This is a genomic window from Salinigranum marinum (assembly GCF_024228675.1).
In the GTDB taxonomy this organism is placed as follows: Archaea; Halobacteriota; Halobacteria; order Halobacteriales; family Haloferacaceae; genus Salinigranum; species Salinigranum marinum.
Genome location: NZ_CP100461.1, coordinates 1,451,204 through 1,468,898, shown reverse-complemented (window position 1 = coordinate 1,468,898; position 17,695 = coordinate 1,451,204). Strand labels below are relative to the sequence as shown.

At 52.1% G+C, this 17,695-nt stretch carries 14 protein-coding genes; 11 read left to right on the top strand and 3 right to left on the bottom strand.

Annotated elements, in window-relative coordinates:
• Positions 1-11: 11 nt before the first annotated feature.
• Positions 12-2,147, bottom strand: a complete 2,136-nt coding sequence (locus NKJ07_RS07180; protein WP_318569904.1) for a DUF262 domain-containing protein — start codon at positions 2,145-2,147, stop codon at positions 12-14.
• A gap of 278 nt (positions 2,148-2,425) precedes the next feature.
• Positions 2,426-2,581, bottom strand: coding sequence for a hypothetical protein (locus tag NKJ07_RS07175; RefSeq protein ID WP_318569903.1), 156 nt, complete (start codon positions 2,579-2,581; stop codon positions 2,426-2,428).
• A gap of 171 nt (positions 2,582-2,752) precedes the next feature.
• Between NKJ07_RS07175 and NKJ07_RS07170 the strand changes: the two genes are divergently transcribed.
• From NKJ07_RS07170 to NKJ07_RS07150, 5 genes are all read left to right on the top strand, one after another.
• Positions 2,753-5,410, top strand: a complete 2,658-nt coding sequence (locus tag NKJ07_RS07170; RefSeq protein WP_425504746.1) for a DUF1156 domain-containing protein — start codon at positions 2,753-2,755, stop codon at positions 5,408-5,410.
• A gap of 89 nt (positions 5,411-5,499) precedes the next feature.
• On the top strand, positions 5,500-6,435 hold the full coding sequence (locus NKJ07_RS07165) for a hypothetical protein (RefSeq protein ID WP_318569902.1): 936 nt from the start codon (positions 5,500-5,502) through the stop codon (positions 6,433-6,435).
• A gap of 14 nt (positions 6,436-6,449) precedes the next feature.
• Positions 6,450-7,151: a hypothetical protein gene (locus tag NKJ07_RS07160; protein ID WP_318569901.1), complete on the top strand. Its 702-nt coding sequence runs from the start codon at positions 6,450-6,452 to the stop codon at positions 7,149-7,151.
• A gap of 165 nt (positions 7,152-7,316) precedes the next feature.
• On the top strand, positions 7,317-8,246 hold the full coding sequence (locus tag NKJ07_RS07155; RefSeq protein WP_318569900.1) for a hypothetical protein: 930 nt from the start codon (positions 7,317-7,319) through the stop codon (positions 8,244-8,246).
• Complete coding sequence (locus NKJ07_RS07150; protein WP_318569899.1) at positions 8,247-8,909, top strand: hypothetical protein; 663 nt, start codon at positions 8,247-8,249, stop codon at positions 8,907-8,909.
• 136 nt (positions 8,910-9,045) lie between these two features.
• Here the strand turns inward: NKJ07_RS07150 and NKJ07_RS07145 are convergent, their stop codons facing one another.
• Positions 9,046-9,954 carry a hypothetical protein gene (locus NKJ07_RS07145; RefSeq protein WP_318569898.1) on the bottom strand — a complete coding sequence of 303 codons (909 nt, stop codon included), beginning with the start codon at positions 9,952-9,954 and terminating at the stop codon, positions 9,046-9,048.
• Between the two features lie 173 nt (positions 9,955-10,127).
• On the opposite strand from NKJ07_RS07145, the gene NKJ07_RS07140 reads away from it, so the two are divergent.
• From NKJ07_RS07140 to NKJ07_RS07115, 6 genes are all read left to right on the top strand, one after another.
• Positions 10,128-11,828 (top strand): ATP-dependent nuclease, encoded by a 1,701-nt coding sequence (locus tag NKJ07_RS07140; RefSeq protein WP_318569897.1) that lies wholly within the window; start codon positions 10,128-10,130, stop codon positions 11,826-11,828.
• Positions 11,828-12,088, top strand: coding sequence for a hypothetical protein (locus NKJ07_RS07135; protein WP_318569896.1), 261 nt, complete (start codon positions 11,828-11,830; stop codon positions 12,086-12,088). The genes NKJ07_RS07140 and NKJ07_RS07135 overlap by 1 nt, the downstream gene beginning before the upstream one ends.
• Before the next feature lie 134 nt (positions 12,089-12,222).
• Positions 12,223-13,359: a DUF4332 domain-containing protein gene (locus NKJ07_RS07130; protein ID WP_318569895.1), complete on the top strand. Its 1,137-nt coding sequence runs from the start codon at positions 12,223-12,225 to the stop codon at positions 13,357-13,359.
• A gap of 602 nt (positions 13,360-13,961) precedes the next feature.
• A complete protein-coding gene (locus tag NKJ07_RS07125; RefSeq protein ID WP_318569894.1) occupies positions 13,962-14,663 on the top strand; it encodes a hypothetical protein in 702 nt (233 codons plus the stop codon).
• Positions 14,664-14,779: 116 nt separating this feature from the next.
• Positions 14,780-16,531, top strand: coding sequence for a DEAD/DEAH box helicase (locus tag NKJ07_RS07120; protein ID WP_318569893.1), 1,752 nt, complete (start codon positions 14,780-14,782; stop codon positions 16,529-16,531).
• Complete coding sequence (locus tag NKJ07_RS07115; RefSeq protein WP_318569892.1) at positions 16,524-17,687, top strand: hypothetical protein; 1,164 nt, start codon at positions 16,524-16,526, stop codon at positions 17,685-17,687. The genes NKJ07_RS07120 and NKJ07_RS07115 overlap by 8 nt, the downstream gene beginning before the upstream one ends.
• Positions 17,688-17,695: the final 8 nt, after the last annotated feature.

Here is a 17,695-nt window from a genome sequence, read left to right as displayed (position 1 = left end):
TATCCTGCCAATTATGACCCGAGCAGTTTGGACTGAGCAGCAATCGCATCATCGCTAGGGTACCATGTACGATTTTGTCTTTCGGCTAGACCTAGCTTGGTAAGCCTGCTCAGAATCGTACCAACCCGGCCCCGCTCACTGCTGCTCTCAGGGTCTGTAAAGGGCGACCCATCCAGCTCAGTCGATTTACGATGTATGACTCGACGAGCGCGTCCATCTGAATACTTGCAGAGTGCTTGGAACACGTATTGTTCCTCCTCCGTGAGTTCAGAAATAGTGTCTTCGGGAGTATCGACATCTGTAAAGCGGGTTTCCGGTGTCTCCCAGACCTCAATTATGAATTCTTCTGCCAACTCTCGTCCTCGAGTTTCAATGGCATCAATCGACCATTCGTCGTACTCTTGGAGCTCCCACTGCGCCCAGAGCTTCGATTTCTCATACCCGCTAGCCCGCTTCTTATCGAATTCGACATTTCCCCAAGTAGAGTTCCATGAGCGGCTTGCCAAGGTGAGATTCCCGAGCCGATCGATGTACGCGTCATACCGCTGCTCTGCGCTTGCGTACTCGCCTTCTTCATCGATTGGTAAGACCTCGGGGTTCCGAGGCCAGATGTGCTCGATGGTGTATTTATCACTCATAGCTTCGTCTAATGAAATCGATCCGCTCTCACCCTCCTCTTCAGCCCGATGCTCATTGTAGAAGTAGAAGAGGTATCGAAGATCCTGTGAAGAACTCTTTGTATAGAGATCAGATAACGAAAGTGTTCGTCGGAATTGGGCATCGTCCTCGTACTGGTTCATTATCTCGACTATCTCTCGGATCCAGAAATCCAGCGAGCTTTCCTTGTCAGCGTCTCTAGCCAGCGTCTGTACTGACGAACGACCTGTGTAGTTGGGATGATTACCAATCGAATAGACCCGGAAAATGAACGTCTCGATAGCATCGAGTAGGCTTCTTCGTTCGGCTTCTTCTAATTGGGGCCATGCCTTGATAAGGAGAGGATAGAACTTTGTCGCGTGTCGGAGTTTGTGAATACGGTCGATCAAATCCGCGATATCGTCATTGTCACGGTGAGATAGGATATCTCCTAGTGCATCGAACGCGTTCTCAAGACTATCAGTGTAATCACTGATGTATTTCAGACACTCATCGGGATCCTCTTCACGGAGATTCCGAATGTGAGCCTTGAGGAGGTCGAGAAACCTTGGTGTCTGATGATCTTCTCTTTTTGACCAGTCGAAGAATGTCATAAAATGGTACCGCTGCACGGCATCGTCACTGATGTCCTCAACATATGGTGAATTTAGCATACGCTGGTGATCGTTGTACATCTCCCCAAACGCATCCCGGATTCGATTAATGAGTTTTTGCCCCTCGTCTTCGTCCTGTGCAGCGAGGTACACCATCCGCATCAAGAACGACTTCGTTTTATCGAAGGTAGATAGTGCCCGGCCACGGTCGTTGACGCTATCGAAGATGAGTGTCGCCTTTTCAGGGCTGTTTTCATCCACGACATAGACCATGAGTTCCAGATTCAGTATCGACTTCCAGAGCTGCCGGAGTCTCGTGGCAACATCCACAGGTTTGAGACTTGGATCCTCGCGGATTTCTTCGAGACACGTATCAAAGTACTCCTTAGCATCGACCATCAGCTGCTGAGAGGGGCGCTCGGGGTCGCGCTGCGGGTTCTCTTCTATTATCCGTTTGAGGTACTTCCAGTCCTCTTCGTCAAGTAGCTTGAGGAAGTAGATGTTATCCTCAACGAGGAACTTTTCCTCCATTTCCTCCACGTCATTGAGAATTGCGTCAGAGTGCTCTGTTTCTGGAGCGATATCTCTGAGGCACTCACTGATTGCTTTCACCAATAACGTCAAAGACGTCAGACGCTGTTGTCCGTCGATAAGGAGATTGATTCGCTTGGTTGTGCTACCACCATATCCCTCGATATTTTCTGCCCTTTCTTTCCGAGTCGTCTTTTGGATAATGACTGTGCCAAAGTAGTGTTGCTTCCCTTCAGGCAGGGTGTAGAGATCCGTCCAGAGATCGTCCCACTCCGACTTTCGCCATGAGTAATATCGTTGGTAATCTGGAATGTGGAAAACACCGGCGGTAGTCAGTTCTTCAAGAGATTTTTTGCCTGATTCCATGGAGTGGCATCCTCTCGGCCCTGTATTATAACCACTGACGTGGACAGTTGGTTCTCGAAATTAACAACTTCCATCATGGTCAGATCACGGGCTACTGATACACCAACTCTTCAGTGATTCATGTCTTTCGATGGGGTGAGGCAGTGTTACATGACGACCATTTGGTGGGACTTCCCCTGAACCGTACGGCCCGTAGAATGTGTGGCTCCCGTAGTTGGCGTCGCCGTTGAGGGTGGGTGTCCCGGAGGTCGACGAATGCCTCGCAGAGCTATGGGTCATCAGAGTACGGTCGAAGAAGGTCGACGCGTCGGCCTTGCCTCGTCGTCGACGTTGTGGAGTTTGACCCGGCCGTCTATCTGGCCTTCCTCGCGGAGTTCACGACTGATTGTGACCGTGTCCACGATAGTTCGTGAGAGAGACTCCGTACTGGCCATTCTGTTGTCAGGTGACTAGTCAAGACTAACATAACTGCTGTGGTGATTCTCGGAGACAATAGTGAACTGAAGGGGATAATCCAGTTGGAATGGTCAGATATACGATATGAGTCCGATTGCCCGGAGCGGAAAGCTATACAACCCTCCCACCAACAGGGTAGGTTATCATCAATGTCCCGGGAAATCGGTCTATCTGAAGAGAGTGAGCGAAAAATGCTGCCCATAGAGAGAGGATTCCCTATTGAACGCGTAAATGAGATTGCTGAAAAAGAAGGCCGAGCGAAGATGCACTACCGGCCCGTCTACACCATGCATAAATGGTGGGCACGTCGTCTCGGTTGTGTTTTCCGAGCAATCTGTCTTTACACCCTCCTTGACGATCCAGAGAATGTGTCTGTCCGTGAGCCCGGAAAAAACGAGTCACTCTCAGACTTCGTCGGTGATGCGGATGAAGTCAAAGAACTTATCGACGGCGTCGATATTTCAGACCCAAGCTCACTCTGGAAACTCTACACCAAGGACGTCCGGGTAGATGACAAGAAAATTCTAGACCCCTTCATGGGTGGCGGGACGTCCCTCGTTGAGGCGTCCCGCTTCGGAGTGGAGTCCGTGGGATACGATCTAAACCCTGTTGCATGGTTTGTGTGTAAGAAAGAGCTGGAAGCAGGTCGTGTGAGCCCTGACAAATTAGAGGAAAGCTTTGAGAAAGTAAAGGAGCGGGTGTCTGACGACATTAAACAATATTACAAAACACATTGTCCAAATGGGGACAACGATCATGACGCGGAAGTTATGTACCACTTTTGGGTAAAGGAACTTGATTGTCCCTCGTGTGACCATACCGTACCTCTGTTTCGTGATTATCGGATCGGAAGTGGACGGTATGATAATAAAGGCAAATATAATGTGTTATGCCCGTCATGCGAATCAATCGAATTAGTTGATGATTGGCAGACAGAGTCTGACTGTAGCGAGTGCGGGGCTACTTTTGACCCATCGACCGGGAATGCGAAGAGAGGCAATTTGAACTGCCCCTCCTGTGGTCAAAAGTATCCGATAATTGATGCAATTCAGGAACAAGACGGGTTCGATACCCGGTTATATGCAATAGAGTACTTTTGTTCTCATTGTAAGGAACAAGGCAATCCAAAGTCCGTACACAAAGGGTACATGCAGGCTAAAAACTACGATCAAGAACAGTTTAGCTCAGCCAAACAAGAGTGGGAAAACTCAGATGAGCTGAAAAAATATGTACCCAATCACCCGATCCCTCTCGGAATAAAAACAGATAGCTCAAAATTTGAGGGCAATATCAGTGGGGGGCATAGTCTACTGCGTCAGGGATATTCTGATTGGACAGACATGTTTAATTCTCGTCAGTTGTTATCGCTTTCTAAATTACTTGAATCGATTGACCAAGTGGAAAATCAGTCACACAAAGAGTTTCTCCTACTTGCGGCGTCTGGAGCACTCAGATATAACTCAATGATGGTTTCTTATAATACTTCATACAACAAGATTGGAGATATTTTCCGGAGTAACTCTTTTAATCCCCCATTATATCCAATTGAAAATAATGTTTGGGGAGCAGAAGACGGTAGTGGCACTTTTGAGGCGATGTGGGATCTAGTAAAAAGTGGAGTCGAGTACGCGAACCGGCCTACAGAACGGTATGTTGAGGACGGTGACACACATAAGACAGATCCGTTTGGCAAACCAATCGGCGAGAATTCAACGGTGTATTGTGGAGATGCAAGGAAGATACAAGATTCAGATGTCGATGTCGTAATTACCGATCCACCATATTACGATAACGTGATATATTCTGAATTATCTGATTACTTTTATGTATGGCTACGGACTGTACTAAAAAAAGATTATGATCATTTCAAGCCGGAAAAAAGTCCGAGAGAAGAAAGCATTGTTGCGAATCCGGCTACACAGAAAGGCGCCAAAGAATTTGAAAAAGAAATGCGCGAAGCCTTTGCACGCATTTCGAGGGTTCTGAAAGAAGATGGCTCATTGGTATTCACTTACCATCACAGTGATTCAGAATCGTGGGGTGAATTGCTAGAAGCCTTATGTGATGAAGGGTTTGAGGTAACTGCCACTTACCCAATTACTGCAGACATTAACAAACTCGTTAAGGGAGAATCGGTCTCGTTTGATATCATAATAGTTGCTCGTCCGGCTGGTCAACGTGAACCGATCTCGTGGAATAGTCTTCGTCGCGAAATCTATCGAACAGCCCAGAAGACCCGTAAGCGCCTTGAAGAAAACCGTGATTTATCTCGTGGAGATATCGGTGTAGTAGAAATGGGCCGATGTTTTCACGAGTACTCGAAGCACCATGGCAAGGTGGAACGCGCTGGTGAAACAATGACTGCTAAAGAGGTCGTGGACGAGATTTACGGAGTCATTCAGCACGGTAGCGATATCGGCGAGATCGACGTGTTCCTTGATCTTCTGGAGACGGCCGGAGCTTCCTACGACGACCTCAACAAGCTCTGCCGTGGAACGAACGCTACCCCTGAGCGCATGAAGGACATGCGCCTCTACCGGATGGACGACGGCTTCAAACTCGGAACGTGGGACGACGAGAAGCGTATCGCCTACGTGCAGGGACGCGTCAACGGCGACGAGGAACTCACCGAACTCGACAAGGCGCAGTTCCTCCGCTACCGCTGGGAACACGGGAAGTCCGTCTCCGAGTACCTCAACGCGTGGGAGATCACCGACAGTCTGCGCGAACTGTGTGAGGGGCTCGCCGACGCGACCGGCGACGACACCTACCGGAACATTCTGGAGTCGCGGCTGAGCGACTACTGAAACCAGAACTGTTCCGGGCTATTATATCGGGGGTGGTAATTAGTGAGAAAGTTTTTTCATGAGCCCACCGAAGGTTACGGACAGTCACCATGAATCCAGAGGAGAGGGACGCACTGTTGGAACTATTGTCCCACGTGTTTGAGTCCAATGACGACATTGACGGACTCGTATATCTGGATATTCAGAAAATCCTCTACCATCTCCGAGAGCGCCTTGACGACGATAACGCGGTTAGAGAACTGCTTCCCTACTACTGGTACATAGATGGGACGGTCAGCGATACTGTCCAAGAAGCCGTCAACCATGGTCTTGAAACTGGAGTTCTCGAAGCGAGCCCAACAACTCGCACCGGAGCCGGGGAGTGGTACGAATTGTCGGCAGAGCGTACCCCGTCGGCTGAGGGATTCGCCCGAGACGACCTCGAAGCTGCCAAGCGGGAAATAGAACGGACTCTTGAGGAGGACTATAATATCTTCGCGAATCACGAGGAGAAGATTGAGGGAATCTACGAGGATGCTCCGTACGACTTCCAGCGTTACTTCAAGTTGAATATCCTGTTCGCGATAGAGCAATTTGCTAGCGGCAGACCACTATACCTTGGGACAGAAAACTTGGCATCAGAGATCGGTACTGCAGAAGCGTATCTCCCGCTCCATCCAGCATTTGAGGGGTTCAATAGAATTTTCAGTCGATACGTGAACACTTCAAAAAGGTATCTCAAACTTGTAAATGGTGACACTCGTGAGTTCGCAGACCGCTTCAAGCAGCTTTCAGAGAGTGTTTGGCGATTGTACTGCCAGCAACTTCGACTACAGGAACACGACCCCTACTACGACTCAAAGGCCGATGATTGGAGTGAAGAGTACGAGAGAACCAAACAGCTTGTCGCAAACGACTTAGTCGAATTTAGGCAGCTTCTTGATTTAGAATTTGAGGGCGGCGAGGAGGCTCCGAGGGTTTCCGAGGAGAGTACTTGGGGTAAAATCGCTGCAGATTATCTTGACGAAGCCGAACTATCTGAGTAATCTTCCATCTACTAATGCCAGACCACTTCATTGAGACCAATATCATCATCGGATATACGGTTGATTGGGATCAACAGGCCCCTGTCGTCAAACAATACCTTGACTCAATCACCCGCATAGATATCCATACGAGTCCCCGAGTCTTGACCGAAGCCGAGGATGTCGTCAACGATCGTAGGCGGCTCACAAAGCAGGCTGCTCGACTCATATTTCAAGATTTTGACACAGGAAGACGCCAACCACCAATCCAGCAAATTGTGGACTTTGTCTGGAGAGAGTTGAGTCACTACAGGGACTCTGTAGTTTCTCATGTCGTACAGCACATTCGGGATCACGAACAATACTACATAGGACTAACACAGGTAGACACCCGGACAGTATTGGAGCGAACGACTGACGATATTGATGATGACTTCGATGCGGTCATATCGATAATAACCAGCATTAGAAACCACAACTGCGATGGGCTCAATTGTTCAGTATTTGCCAATATCAAGCAAGATTACAGCACCCTCTCTGTATTTGGTACCGTCGACAGTATCCTGTCCGGCAAGTCGAACGACAGGGACATTCTATTGGATTCCTACCACCTGACTCAAGAAGAGAGCCTCAATCCACTGTATTTCGTGACCATGGATGGTGACTTCCTTGATAACGAGTCACGGTTGGAGTCTTGTCTTGGTTCGGTGGATATTGAACACCCGACCACTGTCTGATTATGCCCACTTGCCAGTAGATGACGACAGATGACCTCGTGGACGTCGAACTTCACCACGAGGACACTGATCTGACCGACCGTCTTGCCGACGCGTCCTCCCTCGACGACCATCTCGCTTCGAGGGAAAAATTAACCACCCGCCGGCCAAACTTCTCAAGAGACTATGACCCAAGAGGAGCCGGAGTTCGGCGAGCCCGAGTTCTTGGGTTGGTTCCTCTTGCGGAAGCTGAAGGATCAGAGTGACGACCAGATCTCGCGCTCGAAGTTCCTGAAGCTCTGCTGCATCGCCGACCGCCGGCTACTCGATGTCCACGACTACGAGGTCGGCCTGCCGCGCTACTGGTACATGTACGGGGAACTCACGAACGAACACGAGTTCGCCGGGCGGTTCTACAACGCCCCACAGGCAATCGGCTGGGACGGCCAGCAGTACATCCCCAAGCCGATGCGGGTGGACGAGTTCGACGTCTCCGAGGAGGGCCTCGAACTCATTCCGATGGCTGTCAGGTGGACTGTACGCGAGTTCGGAAAGAAGAACGTCGAGGCCATCAAGCAGCACCAGTACGAGGAGTACGCCGAGAACGAGTTCATTCGGGCGTATAGCGAACTCCGGTGGCTACTGAATACCATCGACTTGGGGGAACAACAGCGCCTGCAGAGTTACAGCAGCGGCGGGGAATCCAACGAGGAGTACCTCAAGCGCCAACTGGACGAGATGCTGACGGCGTACCCCGAGGACGAGGAACGCTATGGGGAGATGAAGCGGCTCTACCTGCGGTGGGACGACACGGTTCGCCTCATGGTGGAGCAGTCGGTCGAGTACAGCCGCATCGCCGAGTTCCTCGACGACTTCATTCGAGCACTCAGCAAGGTCGTGCTCCGGTTCACCTACAACCACCACATCTCTGACGAGCGGCTCGCCGCTTGGGAGGAGGACGCCGCCGAGGAGAAATCGGAGTTCGCCACGCGTCTGCGAGAGGAGCGGGAGGAGCTCCTCCAGAACCGCTCCCGAAGCACGGAACTCGACGGAGTCTCGGACGCGTACTCCCTGACCGTCGAAGAGCAGATCGACCAGCTGCTCGCACGGGAATAGATGCCGGACGCGTCGTTCCTCGACACTGGCGTCGTCCTCGGGTTCTGCTTCCGAGACGACTCCCATCACCACAAGTGCCGGCAGTATCTGGAAGACCACGACTTCGCACTCTACATCTCGAACCACGTCGAGTCGGAGTACCTGAATCGTGAGCCCAGCCTCGCCGATGAAATCGCCGACGGAGTCCTCGACCATGTCAGTCGCCTCCGGCGCTCGGACTACGAGGGCCAGCTCGACTCGATGGACACGTCCCAGATACGGCAGAACCTGATTCGTGGCGGCAACAAGGCCGGGAGGACACTCAACACGTTCTATCAGGACGAGGTTCCGAACTTCATCCGACTCGACGACCTCGTCGGGCGTCTCCGAGACCTCGCACGGGACATCGAGCAGAATGCCATCGAGAATCGAAATCAGCTCGTTGGGCAGGCCGAGATCTGGGAACGTGACGAGGATTATTCCGACATTGACGAGGCACTGGAAAAGATTCCGTGGGATGACCGACGAATCTGTCTCGATGCCCACGACGTCGCCGAGGAAACGGGTCACGCGACGGAGCTGGCGACGACGAACCCCACGGATTTAGTCGATGATGGATACCGGGAACTGATTCTTGAGCAGACCGTGCTTGAGGACGTTGTGTCTCTCGCAGTTCGGTCGTAGCTTTGGTGAGGGTGCCCTGACGCGTAAGCCACAGTCGTGGTCAATCAACGGAATTCGTCCGAGAGGTTGCCTGAATCCCCGACGATAACGCTTACAAGAACGCTCTATGTTCGAGGGGATTGTTGATCCACACTCGCTACCACGTCGTCATTCGCTCCATCATACGATGTGTGCGATCTATCCCGGAGAGTCCCTCCAAAACTTCCTCTAGCAGCACAATTTCGACTCCTTCCCGAGTTTCCTTGACGGGGTTACGAGAAAAATAGAACGTCCTCGTCTGGCCATTTGCCTCGTCCTCAAGATCGTCTAATGCGGACTGAGAGGTACCTTTCGTATTCTTCACTTCGCCGAATACAGAATCATCGCCAATCCCGCCGATTAAATCGAAGCTCTGGTTGATTCCAGAAGACCCACCGGGCTGAATCAGTGGGTAATACTGGTACTCTTCGCGGAGGTACTCCTCACAAAGCCTCTCTGTTTGGTCAGGGGAGTATGAAGTCGATTCATCGATAGGTAGCTGCTCACCACTAAGGAGTGCCTTGATCTGATCTTCCACGACTCGCCACCTGCAGAAAGTCGTTGACGGTGGTTCGTATGCACTGAGAAGGTACTCGTGGGAGGTCAGCTCGCGTATCTCGGTCTGCAGCTCAACTCCTTTGTAGATTTTTGTGACCTCTTCGTGTCCTTCGAGGTGGTTCTTTGCTTCTTTCGGATCGGTGAATTCCTCGGTACGCGTCCCGTCCTCGTCAACTCCGATGATGAACGGCTCGGTCTCGGGCGTTACAACGCCAAGCTTTCGTCCCCGGTCGTAGTAGTCGTTATCTGCGTCTAATTGGATGAGACAGATACCTCCGGACTCGGCGAAATCAACAATGTCTTCCAGATCGGCCGCTCCGTTCTCGTACTCGTCTGCAGAGAAGCTCGCGACGTCGTCGTAGTGGCAGAGGATGTATCCCTCGTCGTAGAATTTGAACAATGTCTCATCGGTTGGACTTCCGGGGGCAAGCCGATGAAAATACACGTTCAGTTCGGAATATTGACTCATACATAGGGCCTACCCTCTCCGCTCATAGTCTCTTTGGGCTGAATATCATGTGAAGTAACTATACCGAGCAAAGTAGCCAGTCTACTGCATCTACCCGCCAAGCATGCCTGTAGCACTTGGATTCACCGAAACATTCTGGGTTACTGGTTGAGTGGATTTCAAGGAATCATCCAATGATGCGACTCTCCGGTATTCAGATTAAGAACTTCAAATCAATTGAGCGCACCCAAATCGAGTCAGTCTCAGATCTCTCGGTACTTGTCGGTAAAAACGATGCAGGAAAGTCCTCACTTTTAGAGGCTATTGAAATGTTCCTAACCGAGAAAGGGAAGCCTACAACCAATCAGTTCCACATGGGCACTGAGGACGATATAATCATTTCAGCGTTGTTTAGCCCAGTTCCTGATGAATTGGCCGACGCTCTCGATGACTCAATCGAGATTCCCGATAATACACTCCAGATCACACGGAAGTGGGAGTACCCTGATCCACGGAGAAGCATGGCCGAAACCTATCTTGGGCCTGATGAGGTTGCGATCGGGGCTGATACCCTAGTCGGAGAATACGATTCACTCGGAAAACCAGACACGCGTGACTTCCTTTGGGAATATCTCCCCGAGCCGGTTTATATTCCTGCCGAGAGGAATGTAACAGAGGAGACTACTTTTAAGTCAAATACACTAATCGATCAGCTACTCACTCCACTACTTGAGGAGAGCGATGCTCTTCGACAGGCGAGGAAAGAACTAGAGAGTGAATTGAATAGAGAGGTGGGGGCGGTTCAGGAACAGATCGAAGAGGGCCTAGTGAGCCGAATGGATTCCATAAGACACCTAGAGCTTGATACCGGTGAAATTAATCTGGGTAAGGCGTTCACACCCTCTATTCGAATTACTGATCAGTATTCAGAGATGTCCGTTCCCATTGATCAGAGGGGATCAGGCGTCGGAAGTATGCTGGTTCTTTCACTAGTCGAAACGTATAGAGAGCGCCACATTGGAGAAGGTTACCTGCTGTTGTTCGAAGAACCCGGAAATTGGCTACACCCCGAAGCAAAACGCCGGATGCTCGGGGCACTGAAGCAGATCTCAACGAACGGTGGACAAGTTATGCTGTCTACTCATTCCCCGGAATTCATTGATCGGCGTGGACACGGAGATGTTATACTTGTACAGCGGGATGCTGGCAGAACATCGGTCAGACAAATTGAGGAGGACTATCTATCGGTCATTGAAGAACTGGGTGCTCGCAATAGTGACATTCTCCAGAGTGACTTTGTGGTCTATGTCGAAGGTAGCACTGACGTACAGATGTTGAGAGTCGTCGCAGATAATCACCTCTCGGAGGCAGATAGAGCAAGAATTACCATTCAGCATCTTGGTGGCAGTGGAAATATTCGACAATGCGACCCTGCTGAATTAGCCGAAATTAACCGGAACTTCGGTTTCCTACTCGATAGTGATCGGTCAAGTCCCGACGATTCTGAAAAACCATACATACGTGACCTCCGAGAGCAATGTGATACCTGCGAGTCGGATGTGCTAATTCGTGTTCTTGAGCGACGTGAAATTGAGAACTATTTCACTCCGGAAGGAATCAATGAGGCACTTGGCTTGGAAGTTAGCGAGGGGTTCGTATCTCATTATGTGGACATCCCCGACAAACTCTGTGCAGAAATAGCTCGACAATATACTGGAAGAGATGTCCCCTCACAAGAAGAGCGCACTTGCAGTGAGTGCGGACGTATTCATCGTGTAGGAAATAGTTACAAGAAGTCTCAGGGAAAATCGATTGTAGAAGCCATGTATCGAGAAGGACAAAGCATCGAGACTTTGGAAAGCTTTCTTGATGAGGTAGTTGAGAGAATCAGCTGATGGTAGACGCCCTTGTCGGGCGTCTCCGAGACCTCGCACGGGATATTGAGCAGAATGTGATTGAAAATTGGATACAGCTCGTCGAGCAGGCCGAAATCTGGGAACGTGACGAGAACCATCCCGACATTGACGAGGAGACAGGTTATATAACGGAGCTGGCGACGACAAACCCCACGGATTTGGTCGACGATGGGTACCGGGAGCTGATTCTGGAGCAGACTATGCTTGAGGACGTGGTGTCGCTCGCAGTTCGGTCATAGGAGTCGATGATTACGCCCGAACGCGTGGAGTGTCGGCGATAGTCAACGCGACTGTTAGGTTAATCGACAAAGCTATCTTCTTCATCTGACATTACAGTAGTACAAGAGCAGAAGAGGGGAGGGATCAATTGGAAATGTCCAGTGATGATGAGAGGGAAGATGGCAGAGATGAGATGCTCTCGGCGATCCATAAGAACCTGACATCGACCGAATTTGAGGAATTTGTCGCAGCCCTCTGGACGCTACAAGGTTACCAAACTGAAGTAACAAAGGGGAGCCGTGACGGAGGTGTTGATGTCATAGCAAAGCAGACATTTCCATACGAGGCTGTGACTCATATTGAAGCCAAGCAGTACGACCCGTTTAACCCAAAGGCTAAGCTCGGCTCACCAGATGTGCGGAAGTGTGCGCCTCCCCCGACATCAACGGTTGACCTTTCTGTATTAGTGACCCTCAATTCGTTCCATTCAACAGCGGTGCGTGAGGCAAAGCGTAGACGAGTAAAGCTAGTCGACGGGGAGTCATTATACGATCTAATCCTTCGTCTTGAAGCCGAGCCGCTGGTTGAGGAGTTCATACGGACTCATGATGTGTCGACAATGAATGTCAACAAATATATCGGATCCGACATACGCAATTTGATGAATGAATCTGGAGAGGGCGAAGAGTCCCCATCTTCCACGGCCAGTACCAAACGTGCCGAGGAACCTTCGACTCCTATCGTAGAGATCGGAGACTCTGAACTGCTCCTCATCAATGGACTCGAACCCGAAGGCGTAGAACAATTAGCAAAGTATGGGGTCAATTCGTTTGCGGCTTTGGGTGACGCGGGAGCAGAGTGGGTTGCTGAACACACTGGTCATTCATTAAAAGAGTCAACTGCATTTATCGCTCAAGCAAAATGTTTTGACAACGCTCCAGTTGACACGCTGAATGGTATTGGTTCAGCAAAATCAGAGGAGCTAGCTAAAGCTGGAATCACCACCATTGGAGACCTTGCGCAGGCGAATGCAAAAGAATTAGCTGGAAAAATCAAGTACGGTGAAACTACCTGCGAAGAATGGATCAAGCAAACAAGCGAACGTCCCACTGCACCACTCACTGAGATTGAGGAACTTGGTTCTGGGAGAGAGAAACGATTGAATGCGGCTGGATTTCATTCAGTTGGAGATATCGCCGTAGCAGACCCTGACGAACTGGCTAAGGTGAAGTTTGTAACACTGATGGATGCGCGAATGTTTATTCGCGATGCTGGTGGCCCTATCAAGTAGTTTGAGAACCGTGCCACCTGCTGATAGCTGATCTTTGTCTGATTCAATGAGGCTGAGTCAGTAGGTACAGTCCGAAACTCACTGCGACTGCTAGAGACACAAACAGGGATAGTGAGCTGTCGACATAGTGACCGCCTTCGTCGCCGACATCGCAGTAACCACGACTGCTGACAGAACCGTGGTTAATTGTGCTGCTTGGTTCAAACGCGGACGAGTGTTGCCACTCTTTGATCGATCCTCTCCTGTCATAGTTGATTGGCCGCATTACCCCCATCAGTTCGGGGGAATGGGCACCTCCTATGCAATTGGTCTCACGGTAGGGTACTAAGCAATACCCCATGCAAATTGCCGATAACTGATGCCGGCTATCTCGTCATTTGGAACTGCAAATGGAAGCGACTATGCTTCGCTCCCATCGCCCTTTGCCGTTTCAAAATCCATTATATACTGGTTAGTTGATTATTGCATTAGATAATTTCTCGTAAGTTCATATTATGCCTACAATAAACGAATATCAGAGCAAACGAGGTTATTATATACGTGCTTGGACGCCGAACACGGGGAACATCACCTACAAAATTCGAGAAGAGGGACATCGAATTGTGGAGAGCTACGGCCTCTGCCACGAGGACGACATCTCGTGGGATACCATCAAGACGCTCAAAGCCTTACGCTTGATATACACCGATGGCTCCGGGACGTTAGTCGACGACGAATTTGAACCCGACCCGGATCAAGTAAAAGAAACCTCTCTATCTGAGACCGAGGCGAAGAGACTACTGAAGACAATTCGCGAACATCGGCAACTCTCCTCCGAAGAGATTGAAAATATATGTTCGATTCTAGGCATTGAGCCCCCACTGCTCGATATTGAGAAAATAAAAGCAGGGTTGACTGTTCTACTCCCAGATCAGGTTCAGCATGAATGTTTTCCGACGGAAGAAACGCTAAATGGAGTGGCCTCTGAAGAAATTGAGACATTCGCTGACGTCGTGGATGTGAGTGACGAGATAGAGAACGGACTCTTGGGAGTCACCATCGGACTGTCCGCAGGTGATCCTCTCGACGAGGAGACCCCGACCGTAGTTCACTGGGTGTTCGTTTGTCAGGAACACGGCATTGAGAACTGGAACGTCAGTGGAGTAGAGGAAGAAACGTGGGCAGCGAAGGGAGAAGTCTGCCGCCAGAAAGGACACCTAATCGCCTTCCTCGCGAACATTCTTGAGCTGATTGGCGTTGACCCGGGCAGTCCTCGTGACTCGCCTGCTCCTGAATTCCGAGATATGTCTGAGTGGCTTGGATAATATATCATTTCACCGCCAAATAGTGCTGGTTGATTTCGATGGAAGCGACGTTTCTTCCCAATTAATACAGCGACGACCATTGAGTTACAAGTAACGTCGTATTGATGGGCGAATAGATGACGACAGACGACCTCGTGGACGTCGAAATCCGCCACGAGGACACCGATCTGACCGACCGTCTCGCCGACGCGTCGTCCCTCGGCGACCACCTCCTCACGGTACAGGCCAACCGACTCAAGGCTGGCCAGCCCGATACCGAACTCCGCTCGCTCTCGCACCTCGATGAGGAGAACGTCAAGCTCCTCGAACATCAGGTGAACGCCGCCCACCGGGCGCTCTTCGAGATGGACGGCAAAGCCCTCCTCGCCGACGAGGTCGGCCTCGGCAAGACCATCGAGGTCGGGATGATTCTGAAGGAGATGCACTATCGCGGCACCGACGACGCCGTGTTGATCCTCACGCCGGCACAGCTCGCCCAGCAGTGGCAGGCCGAGATGCTGGAGAAGTTCGGTCTCGACTTTACCTGCAACTACGACGACGACTTCGCCGGCTTCGACGCCCACGACCACATCATCGCCAGCATAGACACCGCGAAGAGTGAGAGCAACCGCACGACCGTCCTCAGTCGCGACTGGGACGTCCTCGTGCTCGACGAGGCCCACTACGTCAAGAACGAGGACACCGACCGCTACGAACTCCTCCAGAAGCTCTCGTACGACTACGCGTTCTTCCTCACGGCGACGCCGATACAGAACGACGTCACCGACCTCTACAATATTGTCTCTCTCCTGCGGCCGGGTCTGTTCGGGACGCGTGAGTCGTTCCACCACTACTTCATCAACTCCTCGCAGGAGACGCTGGTCAATCGCAACGAACTCCAGAACCGGTTGCGCAAGGTGATGATCCGCAATCGCCGAGAGGAGACGGACATCGACTTCACGCCGCGCAACGTGACGACGCGTACCTTCGATCCGTCGCCAGCCGAGCGCGACCTCTACCAGTCCGTCACAGACTACGTGAGAGCGGCGTACAGCGAGAGCGGGGGACAGAAGCTGGTGCTGATGACTCTCCAGAAGGAAGTCGTCAGCAGCCCAGCTGCGCTCCGAGGGACGGTCGAGAAACAACTGGAGGAGGGGAAGCAGCCAGCCCACACTGACCAGCTCGAACAGATCCTCGAACGCGTTGACGCTGTCGAGACCCCGACGAAGTTGGAACGCGTCCAGCATATCACCGAGGAGGCCCGCGAACGAGTCGACAAAGGCCGGGTAATCGTCTTTACGCAGTTCCGAGCCACCCAGCAGGCGATACTTGATCGGCTCGACGAGGCGGGATACACGACCCACCCATTCCACGGTGGGCACACCAGCGACCAGAAGGAAGAGATCGTCAAGCGGTTCGAGGAGGAAGGCGGTGTGCTCGTCTCGACGGACGCGATGAACGAGGGCCGCAACCTCCAGTTCTGCAACGTGATGGTCAACTACGACCTCCCGTGGAATCCGATGAAGGTGGAGCAGCGCATCGGGCGGATCCACCGTATCGGACAGGATCGGGAAGTCTACGTCTTCAACATCGCGCTCAAGGATACCATCGAGGAGTACGTGCTGGAGCGGCTCTACCACAAAATCGACCTGTTCCAGCAGTCCGTCGGCGAGCTGAGCGAGATACTGACCCGGCTGGAAGAGACTGGCCGGAATTTCGAGGACGACGTGTTCGATCGGCTGGTCAACGCGGGCTCAGAGGTCGAGTTGGAGAACGACTTCGACGCGATGGCGATCGACCTGCAGGAACAGCGTGACCTCGCCGACAAGCTGAACGACTTCAACAGCGGCGTGTTCGAGGGATTCGATCTGGGGGCCAGCGATGACTGATGCCGCGATGGCCGTGACGGAGCGGGCAGTCGAGCGGCTCACCGAAGCGTATCTAACCTGCCTCGGAGCCGAAATCACGAAGGAGGGACGGCGATGGAGAGTCACTCTCCCGGACGACGCCGAGACTGACCTCGAGCTGGACGGCGCAGTTCTGGAGATTGCAAACGATCCGGCCGAGGTCGGCGAGGGAGCACTCGCCGTCGCCCCAGAGAGCGCCTTCGTCGAACGACTAATCGACGAAGCCGCAAATCGAACCCCAGTCGGGTCGGTCGCTCTCACATGGCAGGACTGTGAACCCCGACTCCCACCGTGGATCACAGAGGGGCCGGCCGAGGTCACCGACCAGAAGTTCACGCCGTACTACGACCGACGGGCGCTCTGTACGCTCTTCCACGTCGGGATAGAGACGGTCAGCGAGTACCAGACTGAAGATCTCCACGCTGTCGCTGTCGACCTCGGCGACGACGAGCGACGTCCTCGACTGGCCGAGACGTATCTCGACCTGACCGAGGGAAGCGACCGACAGACACCCTCTGAAGGCCGGAACGTCGACGAGCGAGAGCTGTTGGATAGCCTCGACACCGCTCGTAACCACGCCGAGGACGCAATAGCTCCGGTTGTCCGGGACACGCGAGAGCGGGCGACGCGTGCCGCTGATGTGGAACTCGACGAGTACAGGCAGTTCGCACGTCAACGACGCTCCGAGCTAGAGGAGGACATCGACTCGTTGACCGACCGAATCGCCGAGGTGACAGACACCATCGATACGGCTGCTGAACAGACCGAACGCGTGGAGGCACTTCGGAAGCGCAAGGAGCTTCGTGCCGAACTGGACGATGTCAGATCGGAGCTGGACGATCTGACGATCCAGATCGAGAGAGGGTTTCCGGAGAAACGTGCAGAAATACGAGAACGTCACTCCCTCACCGTTCGGATTCGGCCCGTTACTGCGACGTCGGTCATGTACGAACGGGGCGACCTCGAACTTTCACTCCGACTCGACGACGCCTCAACGACAGTGTCGTATCCGTATGCAGTCGGCTCTGGAGTCATGGAGGATCCGGCGTGTGACTGGTGTGGTCGGGAGCTGACGGCAGAGAACCCTGTGATAATCGACGGTAGACGGCTGATTGGGATTGAGTGTTGCAGTAACTGAGTGGGGTG